This window comes from Luteimonas sp. FCS-9, assembly GCF_001014645.1.
Taxonomy (GTDB): Bacteria; Pseudomonadota; Gammaproteobacteria; order Xanthomonadales; family Xanthomonadaceae; genus Luteimonas.
The window spans coordinates 66,433-86,093 of sequence record NZ_LASZ01000006.1; the positions used below are offsets into that span (position 1 = coordinate 66,433).

Here is a 19,661-nt window from a genome sequence, read left to right on the forward strand (position 1 = left end):
CTTGGCGGTTCGGATGCGACCCGGCGCTGGATGCCGGCCCCCTTTCGGCGTCCGCCGCGCGCGATCCGGTGCATGCCGTCGCACCGCTGACCGCAACAAGTCCCCCGAGGAACACTGCGCCCGATGGACTCCCTGACCCAGATCGTGCTCGGCGCCTCGGTCGCCGCTGCCGTGGTACCCGCGGCGCATCGCCGGGCCGCGTTGCTGGCCGGTGCCGCACTGGGCACCCTGCCGGACCTCGACGGCATCCCGATCGCGCTGATGACCGACGACCCGGTGCTGCGGATGACGCTGCATCGCGGGATCACCCATTCGCTGCTGGTGCTGCCGCTGGTCGCGGCCGCGCTCTGGTGGGCGTTCCGTCGCTACGGCAACGGCCGTGTCGCGGCGTCGCCGGCGCGGTGGTTCTGGGCGATCCAGCTCGCGCTGGTGACCCATCCGCTGCTCGACGCGTTCACGGCCTACGGCACCCAACTGCTGTGGCCATTCCGGCCGTCGCCGGCGATGTGGTCGAGCGTCTTCATCATCGATCCGCTGTACACGATCTGGCTGCTGGTGGGCGCGCTGGTCGCGGCGTTCGCCGGCGCGCGCAGGATCGGCGGGCGCGCACTCGCGGCCGGGCTGGCATTGAGCACGGCGTACCTGGGCTGGTCGCTGGTCGCCAAGACGCTCGTCGACCGCGACGCCGAGCGCAGCCTGGCGGCGATGGGGCTAGCGGACGCGCCGCGCTTCTCGGTGCCGATGCCGGGCAACACGGTGCTGTGGCGGGTGGTCGCGCTGACGCCGGAGGGCTATGTCGAGGGCTTCCGGTCGCTCGTCGCCGACCGCGGCCCGATGCGCTTCGCCGCCTACCCGTCGGACGTGGCGGCCCTGCAGGCCAATGCCGGGCTGCCCGCGGTGCAGCGACTGGCTTGGTTCAATAGTGGTTTCATGGGGGCGTCGGTGGTCGACGGCCGGCTCGTGCTCAGCGACTTGCGCATGGGCAACGAGCCCGATTACTTCTTCCGCTTCACCGTCGCCGAGCGCGCGGGCGAGGGCTGGTCCGCGCTGCCGCCGGTACAGGCGCCGATGGCGCGTGACCTGAGCGCGACATGGAACGCGACCTGGGCGCGGATGTGGCACGAGCCCGCGGCGCCGGGCCCGGTGGGCAGCCAGGCCGTCGGCGGCCCCTGACGTCGGGCAGGCGATCGTCCCCGGCTCCTGTCGGGCACGCACGATGGCGGCGTCAGCACCATAGGAGCGCGCTCGGGACAGCGGCATCGCGCGCGAGCGCGCTCCTACGGATCCCGGGGGGCGATCGTCGGTCTGTCGCAGCCGATCGGCGTCAGGCGGCCAGCGTCGGCTGCGCGTCGCCGGTGATCAGCGCGTCGAAGTAGTTACGCGTCAGCGCGAGCTGGGCCTCGGCGGTCTCGGCGCGGTTGACCACCGCGCGGAAGGCGTGGTTCTCCGGCCGGTCCTTCGCGTACCAGCCCAGGTGCTTGCGCGCGATGCGCACGCCGGCGGTTTCGCCGTAGAACATGTGCAGCGCCCGGAGATGCCCGAGCAGGATGTCGCGGATCTCCGGCAGCGACGGCGGCGGCAGGTGCCGGCCGGTGGCGAGGAAATGCGCGATCTCGCGGAAGATCCATGGCCGGCCCTGCGCGGCGCGCCCGACCATCACCGCGTCGCATCCGGTGTGGCGCAGCACCGCCAGCGCTTTCTCCGGCGTGTCGATGTCGCCGTTGGCGATCACCGGGATCGACAGCGCGGCCTTGATCGCCGCGATCGTGTCGTACTCGGCGCTGCCGGTGTAGTGCTGGTCCCGGGTGCGGCCGTGGACGGCGAGCGCGGCGATGCCCGCGTCCTCGGCGATGCGCGCGATCGTCGGCGCGTTGCGGTGCGCCGCGCACCAGCCGGTGCGGATCTTCAGCGTCACCGGCACGTCGACCGCGGCGACCACCGCCTGCAGGATGCGCGCGACCAGCGCCTCGTCCTGCATCAGCGCCGATCCGGCCCAGGCGTTGCAGACCTTCTTGGCCGGACAGCCCATGTTGATGTCGACGATCTGCGCGCCGTGCGCGACGTTGTGGCGCGCCGCGTCGGCGAGCATGTCCGGTTCGGTGCCGGCGATCTGGACGCCGACCGGTGCCGGCTCGCCGTCGTGGTCCATCCGGCGCAGCGACTTCTCGGTGCGCCAGAAGCGCGGATCGCTGATCGTCATCTCCGACATCGCCAGCCCGGCGCCCAGGCGCTTGCACAGCTGCCGGAACGGCTTGTCGGTGACGCCGGCCATCGGGGCCAGCACCACGTTCGGTTCGATGCGGTAGGGACCGATCTGCATGCGCCATTGTCGCCGATCGGCGCGCCCCGGTCCCGGGGCCGGGTCAGCGGCGCAGTTGGTAGAGCTCGAAGCGCGTGCCGTCGACGTCGAGCACCATCAGCAGTTCGTCGTCGCCGGTGCGCACCAGGCGGCCGGCGCTGTCGCTCTCGATGCGCCCATCGGGCGGGGACGGCCAGCCGCGGCTGTAGCCGGGGGAGGAGTCGTCGTTGACCGACTGGGACCCCAGGAACGCGAGGGTGTTGCGGTCGATCGGCAGCAGCCGGCCCTGCCGGCGCTGCGACCCGTTGGTCTTGGCGAAGGTCAGCGCGCCGTCGCGGCGCTCGATTCTCGCGTCGAACCAGGGGTAGCCGTAGGCGCCGCCGCGTCCGTCGAACTGCAGCGAGCGGACCTTCCAGGCGCCGGTGATCGTGCCGAGCGGGCGTCCGCTGCCGGCGAGCGCGAGCGCGCGGCGCGCATCGGCCAGCACCGGGTCGTGCGCGTCGAGCGCCGGGTCGAACACGGGCTCGGCGAGGATGGCGTCGCGATCGGCCGGCCAGGCCTGGGTGCGCCAGTCGTCCGCGCCGCCCGATGCGTTGGCGGGGTCGCCTGCATCGTCCGGCGGGGCAGTGTCGGTCCCGGGCGCGACGGTCGGGCGCGCGATGTCGGACGGTGGGGCCGGCGCAGTGGCCGGTGGCGTCGGCACCGGGCCGGGCGCGTCCGGAACGCAGGCGGTCAGGGCGATCGCGACGGCCAGGCCGGCGCAGGCGCGCAGGGGCGCGGGAAGGGGACGGCTCGGCATCGGCAGGGCTCCGCCGCGATCCTTGGCGCCGCGGCCGGGGCGACCGTAGCGCGCGCGGCGTTGTCAGTCCGTCGTGGGGCGCAGGTGCGGCATCGCGGACGCGGCCCCGACCCGTTCGGTGGACAGTCCGGCGTAGCGGGCGGCGAAGCGGACGTGCGCGTCGAACGGGGCCGACGGAACACCGGCGAGCGAAGCCGCCAGCGCGCCGTTGAACGCGTCGCCCGCGCCGGTGGTGTCGATCGGCTCGACCTTGTCCGCCGGCACGCGGTAGAACGGCCGCGCGTCGCCGCGGGTCAGGTCCTCGCGGTGGGACACGAACGCGCCGGCCGCGCCGAGCGTGACCACCACCGTGCCGCGCGGCAGCAGCGTGCGGCACCAGCGGTGCAGCTGCGCGTCGGCGCTCCCGGCGATCGCGTCGCTGTCGATGCGGTGGCTGGTGTGGCGCTCGAGCAGGCCGGCGAACTCGGTCTCGTTCGGGGTGAGGATGTCGGCCGCGGCGAGCAGCTCGCGCAGGCACTGCGCGTTGGCCGGCGCCGGGTTGAGCATGGTCGAGGTGCCGGCCGCACGCGCCAGGCGCATCGCCTCGAGCACGCTGTCGAGCGGCGATTCGAGCTGGGTCAGCAGCACACGGGCGCCGGCCAGGGCCTCGGCCTGCCGTCCGACCCAGGAGGCGCACAGGTCGCCATTGGCGCCGGCGCCGATGACGATGGTGTTGTGGCCGGCCTCGTCGACATAGATGCCGGCCGTCCCGGTCGGGTGATTGCTCTCGCGCACGCGCAGCGCGATGCCGTCGGCCTGGGCGAGCGTGCGTGCCTGGCGGCCACCGTCGTCGTCGCCCAGCGCGCACAGGAACGTGGTCTGCGCGCCCGCGCGGGTCGAGGCAACGGCCTGGTTGAAGCCCTTGCCGCCCGGCCCGGTGTGGTAGCGACCGCTGAGCGTCTCGCCGCGGCGCGGCAGGGTGCTGCAGTTCCAGACATGGTCGACATTGAACGACCCGACGACGACGACACGGCTCACGCGCACATCCTCTCTGTCCCGCTCTCGCAGTTGTCCGGCGTCAGGCGCCGATGTAGGTCAGCACGCCGGCGATCGTGGCGGTCATCAGCGTGGCGATGGTGCCGCCGAGCACCGCGCGCAGGCCGAAGCGCGCCAGGTCCTGGCGACGGTCGGGGGCCAGGCCGCCGATGCCGCCGATCTGGATCGCGATCGAGCTGAAATTCGCGAAGCCGCACAGCGCGTAGGTCGCGATCAGGCGGCCCTGCTCGGTCAGCGCCATGCCTTCGACGCGGCCGTTGACGATGTCGGCCAGCTGCAGGTACGCGACGAACTCGTTGATGACGATCTTCTGGCCGATCAGCGAGCCGACGACCGACGCGTCCTGCCACGGCACGCCGATCAGCCAGGCGATCGGGGCGAGCACGAAGCCGAAGATCGTCGCCAGGTTGGTCGGGCGGCCGATCGCGCCGGCCAGGCCGGTGACCTCGCCGATCCATTCCAGCGGCCAGTTGAGCATCGCGATCAGCGCGATGAAGGCCAGCAGCATCGCGCCGATGTTCAGCGCCAGGCGCAGTCCGTCGCCCGCGCCTGCGGCCGCGGCGTCGATGATGTTGCCGGTGGTCTTCTCGACCTCCATCTTGACCGTGCCGCGGGTCAGCGGCTCGCGCGTCTCGGGAATCAGGATCTTGGCGATGACCAGCGTCGCCGGCGCGGCCATGATCGACGCGGCCAGCAGGTGCTTGGCGTAGAACGCCTGTTCCTCGGGGTCGCCGCCGCCGAGCATGCCCACGTACGCGGCGAGCACGCCGCCGGCGATGTGCGCCATGCCGCCGATCATCATCGTGATCAGCTCCGACTCGGTCATCCGCGAGATATAGGGCCGCACCGTCAGCGGCGCCTCGGTCTGGCCGATGAACACGCTGGCGCACACGCTGGTGGTCTCGGCGCCCGACACCCGCATCACCTTGGTGATCGCCAGCGCCATGACCCGCACGATCGCCTGCATCACGCCCAGGTGGTAGAGCACGCCCATCAGCGCCGCGAAGAAGATGATCGTCGGCAGCACCTGGAACGCGAAGATGAAGCCGTAGGTCTCGACGTTCATCAGGCTGCCGAAGATGAACTCCGAGCCGGCGTTGACGAACGAGAGCACCTTGACGAAGCCGTGGCCCAGCGCGTCGAACACCTCGCGGCCGCCGGGCACGCGCAGTACGACGGCGGCGAACGCGATCTGCAGGGTGACGCCGGTGGCGACCAGCTTCCAGTCGACGGCGCGCTTGTTGTTGGAGAACAGCCACGTGATCGCGAGCAGCACGGCGAGTCCGAACAGGCCGAAGCCGATCCGCGTCAGGTCTTCCATCGTGGCCCCCGGGCCCGTCGACAAGTCGCGCAGCCTAGTGCAGCGGGCCGGCACGGGCAACCACGCGGGCCGTGAAGGCCGCGTCGTTCAGGCGCGCGCCCCGACCGCAGCGGCGGCCGACGGGGCGCCGGGCCCGCGCTTGCATACACTGGAGCGCCCGACCGCGAGGAATCCCGTCCATGCACTACCGTCGTCTCGGCACCTCCGGCCTGCAGCTGTCGGCGCTCTCGTTCGGCGCCTGGGCCACGTTCGGCCGGCAGGTCGGCCGCGGCCAGGCACGCGAGCTCGTGGCGGCCGCCTGGGACCACGGCATCAACTTCTTCGACAACGCGGAAGGGTATGCCAACGGCGAGGCCGAGCGGGTCATGGGCGACGTGATCGCCGACCTGCGGCTGCCGCGCGACGGCTACTGCGTCTCGAGCAAGGTGTTCTTCGGCGCGGCCGCCGATCCGCGGCCCACGCAGAAGGGACTGTCGCGCAAGCACGTCCGCGACGCCTGCGACGCCGCGCTGCAGCGACTGCGCGTCGAGCACCTGGACCTCTACTTCTGCCACCGGCCCGATCCCGACACCCCGGTGGCCGAGACCGTCTGGGCGATGGATGCGCTGATCCGCCAGGGCAAGGTGCTGTACTGGGGGACGTCCGAGTGGCCGGCGGCCGCGATCCGCGAGGCGGCGCAGGTCGCCCGGACGCACCACCTGCACGGCCCGACGATGGAGCAGCCGGAGTACAACCTGCTGCGGCGCGAGCGGGTCGAGCTGGAGTACGCCCCGCTGTACGCCGAGCTGGGCCTGGGCACGACCACGTGGTCGCCGCTGGCCTCGGGCCTGCTGACCGGCAAGTACGCCGGCGGCGTGCCCGCCGACAGCCGGCTGGCGCAGCCGGAGCTGGCCTGGCTGCAGCGCGAGGTCCTGGGCGACGCGGCGCGGATGGCGCGCGCGGGCCGGTTCGTCGCGCTCGCGGCCGAACTGGGCGTTGCGCCGGCACCGCTCGCGATCGCCTGGTGCCTGCGCAATCCCCACGTCTCGACGGTGCTGCTGGGCGCCAGCCGGGTCGAACAGCTGGTCGAGAACCTGCAGGCGCTCGACCTGGTGGCCCGGCCCGACGCCGGGTTCTGGGCGCGCGTGGACGCGCTGGTCGATTGACCGGTGGGATGACCGTCCGTCGGCGGGCCCCGGCGCGGGCTTGACTCGGAAATGAGAATCACTAGCATTGGAGGCCCGCTTCCGAGGAACCGACCATGCTTGCGCCCCAGTTCCGCGATTCCGTGCCTGCCCGCGACGCCACCGACGGCCACAACGTCCACCGCCTGGCCCGCGCGCACGATGCCCGCGCGCCCGAGCCGATCGAGCTCGACAGCGCCCAACTGCTGCGCGGTCAGCGCGAGCTGCAGATCCGCCACGGCAACGAGGTGTATCGCCTGCGCCACACCCGCAACGACAAGCTGATCCTGACCAAGTAAGCCTGACGCCGCCCGGCGCCGCCGTCCCCCGGCGGCGGCGCCCGCCGCGTCCATCGATCTCTCCGGTCGCCCGCCCGCGCGTTCCTCTCCCCGCGCCTGCCAGCCAGCCGTCGTCTTCCACGCACGAGCTCTGCGCATGCGACCCAGCCCGCTTTCCGTCTCCCTGGCCCTGTGCCTGTCCTTGTCCCCGCTCGCCGCCCTGGCCGCCCCCGACGCCGCCGTCGACGGCGCCGCCGCGCCGGCCGCGGCCGAATTCGATCGCGTCGTCGTGACCGCCACGCGCACCGGGCGTGCGATCGCCGACGTGCCCAACACCGTCGACGTGATCGATCGCGCGCGCATGGACACCCTGCTGGTCCGCGACATCGCCGACCTGTTCCGCTACGAACCCGGCGTGACCGTCGGCCGCAACGTCGGCCGCTTCGGCCTGTCGGACATCCGCATCCGCGGCCTGGGCGGCAACCGCGTGCGCATACAGACCGACGGCATCGCCGTCTCCGATGCGTTCTCCATCGGCAGCTTCTCCAACGCCAACCGCAACTTCGTCGATCCCGACACGCTCAAGCGGGTCGAGGTCGTGCGCGGGCCGACCAGCTCGCTGTACGGCTCGGACGCACTCGGCGGCGTGGTCTCGTTCGTCACCAAGGATCCGTCCGACTACCTGGACGACGGGCGCGACGCGTACTTCGGCTTCAAGCTCGGCGCGACCACCGCCGACGAAGGCCTGTTCGCCAACGCCACCGCCGCGTTCGGCGGCGAGCGCTGGTCCGGCCTGGTGGCGGTCGGCCACCGCCAGGGCAAGGAGACCGAGACCATGGGCGAAGTCGGTGGCGAGGGCAGCGACCGCACGCAGGCCAACCCGCAATCGGCCAACGGCCGCAGCGTGCTGGCCAAGGCGGTATTCGCGCCCGATGCGCGCCAGCGCTTCCGGCTGACCGTCGAGGGCAACGAGGACGACGTCGAGACCGACGTGCTCAGTGCGCATGGCGACGTCGTGATGATGCCCGGCCTGCCGGCGTCCGCGCGCGTGCAGTCGCAGGTCGGCAAGGATCACCAGAGCCGCGCGCGGGTGTCGTTCGGGCACGAGATCGTCGGGCTGGAGAGCGGGTTCGCCGACGCGATCGACTGGCAGGTCTATCGGCAGGACAGCGAGACGCTCCAGCGCACCGAGGAGCGTCGCGCGTCGCTGGTCGGTGGGACCCCGGTCAATCCGACATTGCGGGAGCGCGCCTTCGACTTCGATCAGCGCGAGTACGGCCTGCAGGCGAACTTCCGCAAGTCGCTGGGACAGCGCGTCGTCCACGACCTGAGCTGGGGGCTCGACCTGTCGCAGTCCGAGACCCGGCAGAAGCGTGACGGCCGGGCGACCAATCTCGCCACCGGCGCGGTGACCAACGTCATCAGCCCCGACGTCTTCCCGGTGCGCGACTTCCCGATCAGCGACACCACCAAGGCCGCGCTCTACGTGCAGGACGAGATCGCGTTCGCAGGCGGCGCCTTCCGCCTGGTGCCGGCGGTCCGGGTCGACCACTACCGGCTCGAGCCCGAGGTCGACACGATCTTCCGCGAGGACAACCCGACCACGCAGGTCGCCGACATCCGCGAGACCCGGGTCTCGCCCAAGCTCGGCGCCGTCTGGCATTTCGCCGACGCCTGGTCGCTGTTCGGCGGCTATGCCGCGGGTTTTCGCGCGCCGCCGTACAACGACGTCAACATCGGCTTCACCAACTTCGCGTTCGGCTACACCGCCATCCCCAACCCCGACCTGCGCCCCGAGACCAGCGACGGCCTGGAACTGGGCCTGCGCTTCGCCGGCCGGTCCGCCTACGCCAGTCTGACCGGCTACTACAACGAGTACGACGACTTCATCGAGTCCACGCGCTTCGTGGGGATCGATCCCGACAGCGGGTTGATGGTCTACCAGTCGCAGAATGTCGACGACGCGCGCATCTGGGGCGTCGAGTTCAAGGGCGGACTGGCGCTCGACGCGCTGGCGCCGGCGCTCGAGGGCTGGTCGCTGCGCGGCGCCGCGGCCTGGTCGCGCGGCGAGGACCGCACCACCGGCGATCCGCTGGCCAGCGTCGACCCGCTGACCGGTGCGCTGGGCGTGGCGTTCGACGGCGATACCTGGGGTGCGGAACTGGCGGGCCGCTTCGCCGGGCGTCGCGACCGTCTGCCGCCGACCAGCACGGCCGTCGGCTACCGGGAGACGCCGGGGCACGCGGTGCTCGACCTCTACGCCCACTGGACGTTCGCACCGGGCACGACGGTGAACCTCGGCGTGCTCAACCTCGCCGATCGCACGTACTGGCCGGCAGGCAACGTCCCGCTGGTCGCCGCGACCTCGACGACCTTCGACCGCTACACCGCGCCGGGCCGCAGCCTCGCGGTCAGCGTCTCGGTCGACTTCTGACCATGGCGCGCGCGGCTGCCGTACTGGAACCGATGTCCGGGGCCGTCGCCCCGGCGCGGCCGCCGACGGCCGCGCAGCTGGCCACGCTGGGGACGGTGCTGTGCCTGCACCGTCCCGGGACGGCGAGCGAGCTGGGCGGCTGGTCGCGCGCACGCCGGGTCGAGGCGCACCGCGCGCTCGACGGCGACGGCATGCGCGAGAGCCTGTGGTTCTTCGATGCCGACGACGTCTGCTGCTGGCAGCTGCACCTGCTTCCCGACAGCGATTTCCTGGGCTGGGAGGCGCTCGCCTCCCGGTTCCCGGTGCGCGCAGAGGCCGTGCAGGGCGGCCTGGCCGAGCGCCTGTGGCAGGGGCTCGCGCAGCGCCTGCGCGCGGGCGGCTGGCAGGCGAGCGTCCTGCGCTTCCATGCGCTCGCGCACGCCTGCACGACGATCGACGGCGCGCCGATGCTCGTCGCCAGCCTGGCCGCGATCTCGCCGCTCGGCGGCGACTGCGCGCGCCGTATCGTCCGCGCGCACGGCATCGTGCCGGCCACGGCGATCGAGGACCGCGGCGGCCGTCGCGCCGCGGTCGGCCCGGTCGGCGTCCGCGCGATCGATGCCGCCGCGGCCTCCCGGTCCGCACCGGGCGGTCCGATTCCGTTTCCAACCCGTTCCGGAGAACTCGCATGAATCCGCAAGCCGCCGCCGTGGCGCTCGTCCTGCTGCTGGCCCCGGCCGCCGCACTGGCCGCCACCGCAACGCCAGCGCACGATCCGTCCGCCGACCGTACCGCGATCCTCGCCATGCAGGGCGAGTACACGGTGCGCTTCTCGTTCGAGGAAACCGTCGCGCTGGCGCCGGGCTACGAACGCGTCGCCTCCAAGGACAGCGGCGGCGACGAGGTCGTGATCGTCGTCGAGGATGCGCCCGGCAGGATCGTGCTCCAGCACCTGCTGCTGGACGTCAAGAGCGGGCACGTGGTCAAGCACTGGCGCCAGGACTGGCACTACGAAGCGCCGACGCGCTGGGAATTCACGGCCGACCAGACCTGGCAGCGCCGCGAGGTACCCGCCGAACTCGTCCGCGGCGGCTGGACGCAGTGCGTCTACGAGGTCAGCGACGCCCCGCGCTACTGCGGCACCGGGCGCTGGGTGCATGCCGACGGCATCTCGACCTGGACGTCCGACGCCGGCTGGCGCCCGCTGCCGCGCCGCGAGCACACCACGCGCAGCGACTACAACGCACTGGGCGCGATCAACCGGCACACGATCGTGCCCGGCGGCTGGACCCACGAGCAGGACAACACCAAGGCCGTGCGCGACGCGCAGGGCCGGACGACCGCCCGGCTGGTGCGCGAGTTCGGCTTCAACGACTACGTGAAGACCACGGCGATCGATTTCTCGCCCGCCTACGCCTACTGGACGGCGACGCAGGCCTACTGGGCGCGCGTGCGTGCGCGCTGGGAGGCGCGCCTGGCCGCCCCCGACGGCGTGCGTCTGAAGACGAAGATCGACGGCATGGCCCTGATCGTGCCGCTGTTCGAGCAGGCCCAGACGGTGCAGGACGGCGGCACCGTGACCGACGCGCAGATCGACGCGGCCTTCGATGCCTGGGTGACGACCGCCGCGCCGTAGCCCGGCCGGCCCCGGTCGCAGCGTCCCCGGCCTTCCGGCCCGGGGGCACGGCGCCGGCCGCCCTCCGGAGGTCGGGCCGGCGCGCGACCGTGCGTCGCGGTGGGCCGTCCTATACTCCGGCCATCGCGGGTGTCCGCGGATCGAAAAGGGGAAGACGCATGGGAACGGGACTGTTTCTGGCGGTGGTGCTCGCAGTCGCCGGCGTGATCGTGCTGTTCAAGACGGTGCGGATGGTGCCGCAGGGCTACGAGTGGACCGTCGAGCGCTTCGGCAAGTACACCCATTCGATGGCGCCGGGCCTGCACTTCCTGATCCCGATCGTCTACGGCGTCGGGCGCAAGATCAACATGATGGAGCAGGTGCTCGACGTGCCCAGCCAGGACGTCATCACCAAGGACAATGCCGTCGTGCGCGTGGACGGTGTGGTGTTCTTCCAGGTGCTCGACGCGGCCAAGGCGGCCTACGAGGTCTCGAACCTGGAGATCGCGACGATCGCGCTGGTGCAGACCAACATCCGTACGGTCATCGGCTCGATGGACCTCGACGAGTCGCTGAGCAACCGCGAGACGATCAACGCGCAGCTGCTCAACGTCGTCGACCACGCGACCAATCCCTGGGGCATCAAGGTCACGCGCATCGAGATCCGCGACATCCAGCCGCCGCGCGATCTGGTCGACTCGATGGCGCGCCAGATGAAGGCCGAGCGCGAACGCCGCGCGGTGATCCTCGAGGCCGAGGGCCACCGGCAGTCGGAGATCCTGCGCGCCGAGGGCGACAAGCAGGCCGCGATCCTGCAGGCCGAAGGCCAGAAGGAGGCCGCGTTCCGTGAGGCCGAGGCGCGCGAGCGCCTGGCCGAGGCCGAGGCCAAGGCGACGGAGATGGTGTCCAACGCGATCGCCAACGGCGACGTGCAGGCGATCAACTACTTCGTCGCGCAGAAGTACGTCGAGGCGTTCGAGAAGCTCGCCACCGCGCCGAACCAGAAGTTCGTGCTGATGCCGATGGAGACCAGCGGCATCATCGGCTCGATCGCCGGCATCGGCGAACTGGCGAAGGAGGCGCTGGGCCAGAAGTCGCCGTCGCGCCCGCCGGTGCAGGCGCCGCCGCGCGGCGGGCTCTGACATGGACTGGCTGCGCGCGGACGTCGTCGGCTGGGCCGCGGTCGCGCTGCTGCTGATGGCGGCCGAGACGCTGGCGCCCGGCGCGTTCCTGCTGTGGATGGGGTTCGCGGCCGCGGCGGTGTTCGTCGTCGCGCTGCTGGTGCCCGGCCTGGCGCTGCTGGCGCAGGTCGCGCTGTTCGTCGTGCTCAGCTTCGTGTCGGTGCTGGTGTACCGCAAGTGGTTCCGCCAGCGCGAGCGCCAGAGCGACCATCCCACGCTCAACCGGCGCGCGTCCCAGCACATGGGCCGTGTCGTGCCGCTCGACCAGGCGATCGTCGCCGGCCGCGGCCGGGTGAAGATCGGCGACGCGTTCTGGGTCGTCGAGGGCGTGGACCTGCCGGCCGGCGCGCCGGTGCGCATCGTCGGCACCGACGGCGTGAACCTGCACGTCGAGCCCGCCTGACCCTGCCTGCCAGCGCGCGCGCAGCGGCCGCCAGGGCCCGGTCGGTACCGCCGACCTGCGATAATGCCGGCTTTCCGCAGGAGAGCCGGCCGCCATGACCCAGAAGACCATCCTCAACGCATCGCACCGCGCGCTGGGGGCGCGCATGGTCGACTTCGGCGGCTGGGACATGCCGCTCAACTACGGCTCGCAGATCGAGGAGCACCATCACGTGCGCCGCGACGCCGGCATGTTCGACGTCAGCCACATGACCGTCGTCGATCTGCGCGGCGCGCAGACCCGCACGTTCCTGCGCCAGCTCGTCGCCAACTCGGTCGACAAGCTCAAGGTGCCGGGCAAGGCGCTCTACACCTGCATGCTCACGCCCGAGGGCGGGATCATCGACGACCTGATCGTCTACTTCATGGCCGACGACTGGTTCCGCCTGGTCGTCAATGCCGCGACCCGCGACAAGGACCTGGCGTGGATCCAGGCGCAGGCCGCCGGGTTCGAGGTCGAGGTGACCGAGCGCCCGGAGCTGGCGATGATCGCGGTGCAGGGCCCCCAGGCGCGCGCCAAGGTCGCCGAGGTCGTCGGCGAGGTCGATGCGCTGGTGCTCGGCAAGCTCGGCCGCTTCGCCGCCGCCGAGCTCGAGGCCACGCCGTTCGGCGACCTGTTCGTCGCACGCACCGGCTACACCGGCGAGGACGGCTTCGAGATCGTCGTGCACGAGCGCCATGCGGTCGCGCTGTGGGACGCGCTGCACGCCGCGGGCGTCGCGCCGGCCGGCCTGGGCGCGCGCGACACGCTGCGGCTGGAGGCGGGCCTGGCGCTGTACGGCCAGGACATGGACGAGACGGTGTCGCCGTACGAGGCCGCGCTCGGCTGGACGGTCGCCCTCGACGAGGGCCGGGCGTTCAACGGCCGGGCGCTGCTCGAGCGCCACAGCGCCGGCGCGCCGCGGCAGATGATCGGCCTAGTCATGGACGACAAGGGCGTGCTGCGTCACGGCCAGACGGTGACCACCGCCAACGGCCAGGGCGAGATCCTGTCGGGTACGTTCTCGCCGACGATCGGCAAGGCGATCGCGTTCGCGCGCGTGCCGGCCGGCGAGCCGGGCGAGGTGACCGTCGACATCCGCGGCCGACAGGTGCCGGTGCGCGTCGTCGCGTTCCCGTTCGTGCGCAACGGCCGGGTCGCCGACGGCATCTGATGCGACCCTCGGGCGTTGGCTTACACTAGCGCCCACTTTCCCGCCCTCACGTCCTACCGGAGCCGACAATGAGCGAAATCCCTGGCGACCTGAAGTTCCTGAAGTCCCACGAATGGGTCCGTGTCGAAGGCGACGGCAAGGTCACCGTCGGCATCTCCGACCACGCCCAGGGCCTGCTCGGCGACCTGGTCTACGTCGAACTGCCGACCGTGGGCGACACCGTCGAGGCCGGCAACGGCGTCGCGGTCGTCGAGTCGGTCAAGGCCGCCTCCGACGTCTACGCCCCGGTGTCGGGCACGATCGCGGCGGTCAACGCCTCGCTCGCCGACAAGCCCGAGACCATCAACGAGGACGCGTTCGGCGAGGGCTGGCTGTTCGTCATCGAGCTCGACGATCCCGACCAGCTCGCCGAGCTGCTGTCGCCCGACGACTACGCCGAACTGCTGGAGGAGGAAGGCGACTGACCCGCCTCCGATCCGAGGTTCCCGAAGCGCGCCCGAGAGGGCGCGCTTTTTTTTGTTCTTCGCCGAAGTCAGGGGAAACCTGCTTCTGCTCGCTCGATCCGGCGCTCGTCTCCGGAGCGCGTGCCGCACTTGTACAGCGTCGCCCGCTTTTCGACCCGTCCTCGCACCCGTGTCCAGCGCCTGCCGGGGACCGTGACCACCAAGCGGATATCGGGCCGCGACTGGGCGCGGTCCCCGGCGGGCGCCCACGACCGACCGCTCGTGCACGCATTCGCCCACAGCCTCTTTCCGGACGTCGCGCGCGCTGTCGCCGTCTTCGATGTCGGGAAAGAAAGGCCTCCGTGCGTCAGACTGCCGCCCTCCGCGATGGAACCTCCCGTTCCCGTAATCGGCATAGGCACGTCTTTCAGCTGCGCCGAAGTGCGGGGACGGGACGCGTCGCGCAGGACGCTCGTTTCTGACGACGGGATCGCGCGACTGCCGACATCGGCGACGCAGCGCACGTGACCGATACAGGAACGCGTCCCGCACGATGCGTGTCGCCGATCCGCCGGCGGGCATCGGAACGACGACGCGTCTTCCGGCAGCGCATCCCGCTCGTCGCCCGTCGAGGTGCTCCTGTCCGACTGCGGGCGTTCGACGACGATGTCGTCAAAGGCATCGCATCGACGCGTTGGCGTGCCGGATACGCCGCGCACTTTTCGCGCAAACCCATGTTGCGATGTCGCATCCGCGCATCCGCGTGCTCGGCGCGTTCACCGGCCGGTCGGCGCGGTGATGGTTTTTTCACCATGCCCGCGTGCGCGGTTTTCGACCGCCGCGCGGGCATCGATGCACGTGCCGCGTCGCGTCGGGAGTGCTTGTTTCAAGCACTTTCGTCGCATCGCATGAGTGCGCACGCGATGCGCGTCGTCGATGGCGTCGAGGGCCGCGGCGATCCCGGCGCGCGTCGCGTGCGATGGCGGCCCGAAACGACGCACGGCAAAACCATGTCCGCCTGTTGACAGTGGAAAAAACCGTGATTAGGTTTCGCGGCAACAGACGCCCGCCATCGAACGAGTGAGCCGAGCCCCGACCACAACGCGCAGCACAACTCGGAACTCCGCCAGGAACATCACAAGGTGGATGCGGGCAGCATCTCCGCCGCAAACCCCGACATCGAATCCGGCATCCCGTCGCGCGCGACGCGGATGCCTTCGCATCACCGGGATGCTGTCGCACGCGCGACGACCTTCCGATCGAATCCGTCCCGATGCGCTGGGCGCGTCGACGGGTGCACGCGGGTCCGACTCCCGCGCGCCGTTTTGAGTACTGGGCAGCTGTACATGCAAGTCCACTGACGAGGAGAGCCATCCCATGGCCACGAAGAAAGCTGCAAAGAAAACCACCGCCAAGAAGGCGGCCAAGAAGACCGTGCGCAAGTCCGCTGCCAAGAAGGCCGAGAGCAAGGCCAGCAAGGCGACGAAGAAGGTCGCCAAGACGGCCAAGAAGGCGACGAAGAAGGTCGCGAAGAAGGCCACCAAGAAGACTGCCAAGAAGGCTGCGACCAAGAAGTCGGCCACCAAGAAGGCGACCAAGAAGTCCGCGACCAAGAAGGCTGCGAAGAAGGCCACCAAGAAGACCGCCAAGAAGTCGGCCACCCGCAAGAGCGCCACCAAGAAGACCGCCACCCGCAAGGCCGCGACGAAGAAGGCCGCGACCAGGAAGACCGCGGCGAAGAAGGCGACCAAGAAGACCGCGAAGAAGGCAGCTGCCCGCAAGACCACGAAGACGGCGGCCAAGAAGGCGCCGGCCAAGCGTGCCCCCGCCAAGCGCGCCAAGAAGAGCGCGCCGGTCGTCATTCCGACGACGCCGACGCCGCTGATCTGACCGACGGCCTTCCGGCCGTCTCCGGAAAACTCTTCCTCCGCATGCCCAGGCGGAGGAGGAGTTTTTTTTGGCGGGCTCAGCGGCCTCCGGCGAGCGCGGCGTCGAGCGCGGCGAGCCGTTCGGGCGTGCCGACGTCGGTCCAGGCCCCCCGGTGATACTCGCCCGAGACCGCGCCCCGGTCCATCGCCGCGCGCAGCAACGGCGCCAGCCGGAAGCGTGGCGGCGACGCGTCGGCCCCGGGTGCGCCGCCAACGACGTCGCGCCAATCGGCCAGCAACGCCGGGCGGTACACGCCGATGCCGGCGAACGTCAGTCGATCCGCACCCGAGGCGCGCACCTGGTGCCGGTCCAGCGCGAAGTCGCCGTCGGGGTGGTGTGCGGGATTGTCGACCAGCACCAGGTGCGCGTCGCCGGCCGGCACGCGCGGCAGCGATGCGAGATCGTGGTCGCTCCAGATGTCGCCATTGATGGCGAGGAACGGCGCGTCCCCCAGCAGCGGCAGCGCGTGCAGCATGCCGCCGCCGGTCTCCAGCGGCGTAGCGCCTTCGTGCGAGTAGTGCAGGCGCAGGCCCCACCGCCCGCCGTCGCCCAGCGCCGGCGCGAAGCGGTCGGCCAGCCACGACACGTTGACCACGACCTCGCGGATGCCGGCCGAGGCGAGGCGTTCCAGGTGCCAGACGATCAGCGGCTTGCCGCCGGCGACGAGCAGCGGCTTGGGCGTGCGGTCGGTCAACGGCCGCATGCGCTCGCCCAGTCCGGCGGCGAAGATCAGCGCCTTCATCGTGCGGCGCGCCGGCGGCATGCAGGCGTCGGCGTGGCGGCGGTGTCGGAGGAGCGTGGCAATTCGGCGACCTGACTGCGGAACGGGCCACCAGCTTAGCGGCTGCGGGCCGGCCTGCGGCGCAGCGGCCGACGTGCGATCAGGGCGCGGTGCCGGCCACGCGATCGAGCAGTCCGCCGGCGGCGAAGTGGACCCGCTGCGCATCCGGCCAGCCGCCGAAGGCGGCTTTGACGGTCACCATCGGCACCGCGCGGAAGCGCGCGCGCTGCGAGGCGGGCACGTGGCGCGGGTCGGACGGCCGGTAGTGGTGCTGCGCGGCCAGCCGCTGTCCGGTCGGCGAATACAGGTGGCACAGATAGGCTTCCGCGGCCACGCGCGTGCCGTGGGCGTCGACATGGCGGTCGATCACCGCGACCTGGGGCTCGGCGCGGATGCTCAGGCTCGGGTAGACGATCTCGAACGCCTGGCTGGTGCGCGGATCGGCAAGCAGGCGCAGCGCCTCGCTCTCCCAGGCCAGCAGCACGTCGCCGCGGCCGGCCTCGACGAACGACGTCGTCGCCGCGCGCGCGCCGGCATCGGCGACGACGACGTTGCGGTACAGCCGCCGCATCCAGTCGAGCACCTGCGCGCCGTCGCGAAGCTCGCGCGACGCCCAGGCCCAGGCGGCGAGGTAGTTCCAGCGCCCGCCGCCGGAGGTACGCGGATCGGGCGTGACCACGCCCACGCCGGGCCGCACGAGGTCGCCCCAGTCGTGGATCCGTTGCGGGTTGCCCTTGCGCACGAGCAGCACGACCGTCGAGGTGTAGGGCACGCCGGCATGCGGCAGGCGCGTGCGCCAGTCCGCGGCCAGCAGGCCGGACTGCGCCAGCGCGTCGATGTCCGCGGCCAGCGCCAGCGTCGCGACGTCCGCCTCCAGGCCGCCGGCGATCGCCCGCACCTGCTCGCCCGAGCCGCCATGGTGCATGCGCACGTCGACGGTCCCGCCGGTGCGCTGGCGCCAGTACGAGGCGAACGCGCGGTTGTAGTCGACGTAGAACTCGCGGCTCGGATCGAACGACGCGTTGTGCAGCGTCGTCTCCTGCGCGGCCGCACCGCCGCAGGCCACGGCCGAGGCCAGGGCGAGGACGAGCAGGGCGATCGACGGCGGACGGAGGCTCATGACGCGCGGGGACGAGGGGGCCGGTCGCCCGACCTTAGCGCGCCCTCGCGCGCCGGGACAGTGCGCGGCCGGGACGATGCCGGGGCATCGTCCCGGTCCGGGTCAGCAGCAGCCGTGGTCGCCGTGGCGCTGGCCGCTGTCGGCGGCGACCGCCGATCCCGAGGTCTCGCCGCGCTGGCTGGCGTGGTGATGCTCGGCGATCACCCGGGCCACGCAGGCGGTGACCCGCTTGCCCATCTCGATGTGCAGGAACTCGTTCGGCCCGTGGGCGTTGGAATGCGGGCCGAGCACGCCGGTGATCATGAACTGGGCGCCGGGGAACTTCTCGCCCAGCATGCCCATGAACGGGATCGAGCCGCCTTCGCCCATGTACATCGCCGGCTTGCCGAAGAACGCCTGGCTGGCCGCCTCGATCGCGTCCGACAGCCACGGCGACATCGCCGGCGCGTTCCAGCCGGTCGCGGCCTTCTCGAGCGACAGCGTGACCGTGGCGCCATTGGGCGGGTCCTGCGTCAGCGCCTGCTGCAGCAGCTCGCCGGCCTGCTTGCCGTCGACCGTGGGCGGCAGCCGCAGCGACAGCTTGACCGCGGTGTGCGGGCGCAGCACGTTGCCGGCCGACTGCAGCGCCGGCAGGCCGTCGACGCCGGTCACCGACAGCGCCGGGCGCCAGGTGCGGTTGAGCACGAGTTCGGCCAGGTCCGCGGACGCCTCGCCATCGGCGTCGACCGGGAACATCGGGCGCAGCGCGCCGGTCAGCGGGAACTTGTCGTAGATCGCCGTGTCGAGCACCTCGGCGGCGCGGCGCGCCTGCTCGAGCCGCTCGGCCGGGATGTCGGCATGCAGGCCTTCGGGCAGGATCCGGCCGGTGCGCTCGTCCTCGATGCGCGACAGCAACTGGCGCAGCAGCCGGAAGCTCGACGGCACCACGCCCGAGGCGTCGCCCGAATGCACGCCCTCGTCGAGCACCTTGACCGTCAGGTTGCCGCCGGCCAGGCCGCGCAGCGACGTGGTGCACCACAGCTGGTCGTAGTTGCCGCAGCCCGAGTCCAGGCAGACGACCAGCGACGGCTTGCCGATGCGGTCGGCGAGGTGGTCCACGTAGGCCGGCAGGTCGTAGCTGCCCGACTCCTCGCAGGCCTCGATCAGCACCACGCAGCGCGCATGGGGCAGGCCCTGCTCGTGCAGCGCCAGGATCGCGGTCAGCGAGCCGTAGATCGCGTAGCCGTCGTCGGCGCCGCCGCGGCCGTAGAGCTTGCCGTCGCGCAGCACCGGCTGCCACGGCCCGAGGTCGTCGTCCCAGCCGGTCATCTCCGGCTGCTTGTCGAGGTGGCCGTACAGCAGCACGCAGTCGTCGTCGCTGCCGCCGTTGGCGGCCGGGATCTCGATGAAGATCAGCGGCGTGCGGCCGGCCAGGCGCACCACCTCGAGCTGCAGTCCCGGAATCGCCTGAGCGGCGGCCCAGCCGGACATCAGCTCGACGGCCCGCTCCATGTGGCCGTTGGCCACCCAGTCGGCGTCGAACATCGGCGACTTGTTCGGGATGCGGATGTACTCGACGAGCTGCGGGACGATCTCGTCGTCCCATTTGGCGCCGACGAAACGGTCGGTGCGGCTGGTGTCCATTGCGGAAACTCCACGGCGGCGTAGACGGCCATTCTACCGCGCCGCCGTTGTAGGACTTTTCCTACA

The 19,661-nt window shown here is 71.6% G+C and carries 19 protein-coding genes; 12 read left to right on the forward strand and 7 right to left on the reverse strand.

What is annotated here, in order from left to right:
* Positions 1-123: 123 nt before the first annotated feature.
* The gene (locus WQ56_RS07170; RefSeq protein WP_047136411.1) at positions 124-1,173 is read left to right on the forward strand and encodes a metal-dependent hydrolase; all 1,050 of its coding nucleotides are present in this window, start codon (positions 124-126) and stop codon (positions 1,171-1,173) included.
* A 151-nt stretch (positions 1,174-1,324) separates the two neighbouring features.
* Here WQ56_RS07170 and dusB read toward each other — a convergent pair whose 3' ends face one another.
* The 4 genes from dusB to WQ56_RS07190 all read right to left on the reverse strand — a co-directional run bounded on the left by dusB (position 1,325) and on the right by WQ56_RS07190 (position 5,454).
* The gene (gene dusB, locus WQ56_RS07175) at positions 1,325-2,320 is read right to left on the reverse strand and encodes a tRNA dihydrouridine synthase DusB (protein WP_047136412.1); all 996 of its coding nucleotides are present in this window, start codon (positions 2,318-2,320) and stop codon (positions 1,325-1,327) included.
* Positions 2,321-2,363: 43 nt separating this feature from the next.
* Positions 2,364-3,098: a DUF4893 domain-containing protein gene (locus tag WQ56_RS17690; RefSeq protein WP_052772895.1), complete on the reverse strand. Its 735-nt coding sequence runs from the start codon at positions 3,096-3,098 to the stop codon at positions 2,364-2,366.
* 63 nt (positions 3,099-3,161) lie between these two features.
* The gene (locus WQ56_RS07185; RefSeq protein WP_047136413.1) at positions 3,162-4,115 is read right to left on the reverse strand and encodes a ribokinase; all 954 of its coding nucleotides are present in this window, start codon (positions 4,113-4,115) and stop codon (positions 3,162-3,164) included.
* 40 nt (positions 4,116-4,155) lie between these two features.
* Complete coding sequence (locus WQ56_RS07190; RefSeq protein WP_047136414.1) at positions 4,156-5,454, reverse strand: nucleoside transporter C-terminal domain-containing protein; 1,299 nt, start codon at positions 5,452-5,454, stop codon at positions 4,156-4,158.
* Positions 5,455-5,633: 179 nt separating this feature from the next.
* On the opposite strand from WQ56_RS07190, the gene WQ56_RS07195 reads away from it, so the two are divergent.
* The 11 genes from WQ56_RS07195 to WQ56_RS18030 all read left to right on the forward strand — a co-directional run bounded on the left by WQ56_RS07195 (position 5,634) and on the right by WQ56_RS18030 (position 16,032).
* Positions 5,634-6,599: an aldo/keto reductase gene (locus WQ56_RS07195; RefSeq protein WP_047136415.1), complete on the forward strand. Its 966-nt coding sequence runs from the start codon at positions 5,634-5,636 to the stop codon at positions 6,597-6,599.
* A gap of 95 nt (positions 6,600-6,694) precedes the next feature.
* The gene (locus tag WQ56_RS07200; protein WP_047136416.1) at positions 6,695-6,916 is read left to right on the forward strand and encodes a hemin uptake protein HemP; all 222 of its coding nucleotides are present in this window, start codon (positions 6,695-6,697) and stop codon (positions 6,914-6,916) included.
* A 136-nt stretch (positions 6,917-7,052) separates the two neighbouring features.
* Positions 7,053-9,329 (forward strand): TonB-dependent hemoglobin/transferrin/lactoferrin family receptor, encoded by a 2,277-nt coding sequence (locus WQ56_RS07205; RefSeq protein ID WP_082132250.1) that lies wholly within the window; start codon positions 7,053-7,055, stop codon positions 9,327-9,329.
* Positions 9,330-9,361: 32 nt separating this feature from the next.
* Complete coding sequence (locus WQ56_RS07210; RefSeq protein ID WP_047136537.1) at positions 9,362-10,000, forward strand: hypothetical protein; 639 nt, start codon at positions 9,362-9,364, stop codon at positions 9,998-10,000.
* Positions 9,997-10,944 carry a DUF6607 family protein gene (locus WQ56_RS07215; protein WP_047136417.1) on the forward strand — a complete coding sequence of 316 codons (948 nt, stop codon included), beginning with the start codon at positions 9,997-9,999 and terminating at the stop codon, positions 10,942-10,944. The genes WQ56_RS07210 and WQ56_RS07215 overlap by 4 nt, the downstream gene beginning before the upstream one ends.
* Before the next feature lie 158 nt (positions 10,945-11,102).
* Positions 11,103-12,065, forward strand: coding sequence for an SPFH domain-containing protein (locus tag WQ56_RS07220; protein ID WP_047136418.1), 963 nt, complete (start codon positions 11,103-11,105; stop codon positions 12,063-12,065).
* A gap of 10 nt (positions 12,066-12,075) precedes the next feature.
* Positions 12,076-12,507, forward strand: a complete 432-nt coding sequence (locus tag WQ56_RS07225; protein WP_047136538.1) for an NfeD family protein — start codon at positions 12,076-12,078, stop codon at positions 12,505-12,507.
* A 94-nt stretch (positions 12,508-12,601) separates the two neighbouring features.
* Positions 12,602-13,699, forward strand: coding sequence for a glycine cleavage system aminomethyltransferase GcvT (gene gcvT, locus WQ56_RS07230; protein ID WP_047136419.1), 1,098 nt, complete (start codon positions 12,602-12,604; stop codon positions 13,697-13,699).
* Positions 13,700-13,767: 68 nt separating this feature from the next.
* Entirely contained in the window at positions 13,768-14,163 is a 396-nt protein-coding gene (gene gcvH / locus WQ56_RS07235; RefSeq protein WP_047136420.1) for a glycine cleavage system protein GcvH, read from the forward strand.
* Between the two features lie 536 nt (positions 14,164-14,699).
* Positions 14,700-15,167: a hypothetical protein gene (locus tag WQ56_RS18585; RefSeq protein ID WP_156170413.1), complete on the forward strand. Its 468-nt coding sequence runs from the start codon at positions 14,700-14,702 to the stop codon at positions 15,165-15,167.
* Positions 15,168-15,519: 352 nt separating this feature from the next.
* Positions 15,520-16,032, forward strand: a complete 513-nt coding sequence (locus tag WQ56_RS18030; protein WP_082132251.1) for a hypothetical protein — start codon at positions 15,520-15,522, stop codon at positions 16,030-16,032.
* 76 nt (positions 16,033-16,108) lie between these two features.
* Here the strand turns inward: WQ56_RS18030 and murU are convergent, their stop codons facing one another.
* From murU to WQ56_RS07255, 3 genes are all read right to left on the reverse strand, one after another.
* Positions 16,109-16,813, reverse strand: coding sequence for an N-acetylmuramate alpha-1-phosphate uridylyltransferase MurU (gene murU / locus WQ56_RS07245; RefSeq protein ID WP_047136421.1), 705 nt, complete (start codon positions 16,811-16,813; stop codon positions 16,109-16,111).
* 139 nt (positions 16,814-16,952) lie between these two features.
* Positions 16,953-17,972: a sulfate ABC transporter substrate-binding protein gene (locus WQ56_RS07250; RefSeq protein ID WP_047136422.1), complete on the reverse strand. Its 1,020-nt coding sequence runs from the start codon at positions 17,970-17,972 to the stop codon at positions 16,953-16,955.
* A 102-nt stretch (positions 17,973-18,074) separates the two neighbouring features.
* Positions 18,075-19,595 (reverse strand): M20 family metallopeptidase, encoded by a 1,521-nt coding sequence (locus WQ56_RS07255; protein ID WP_047136423.1) that lies wholly within the window; start codon positions 19,593-19,595, stop codon positions 18,075-18,077.
* Between the last annotated feature and the right edge of the window lie 66 nt (positions 19,596-19,661).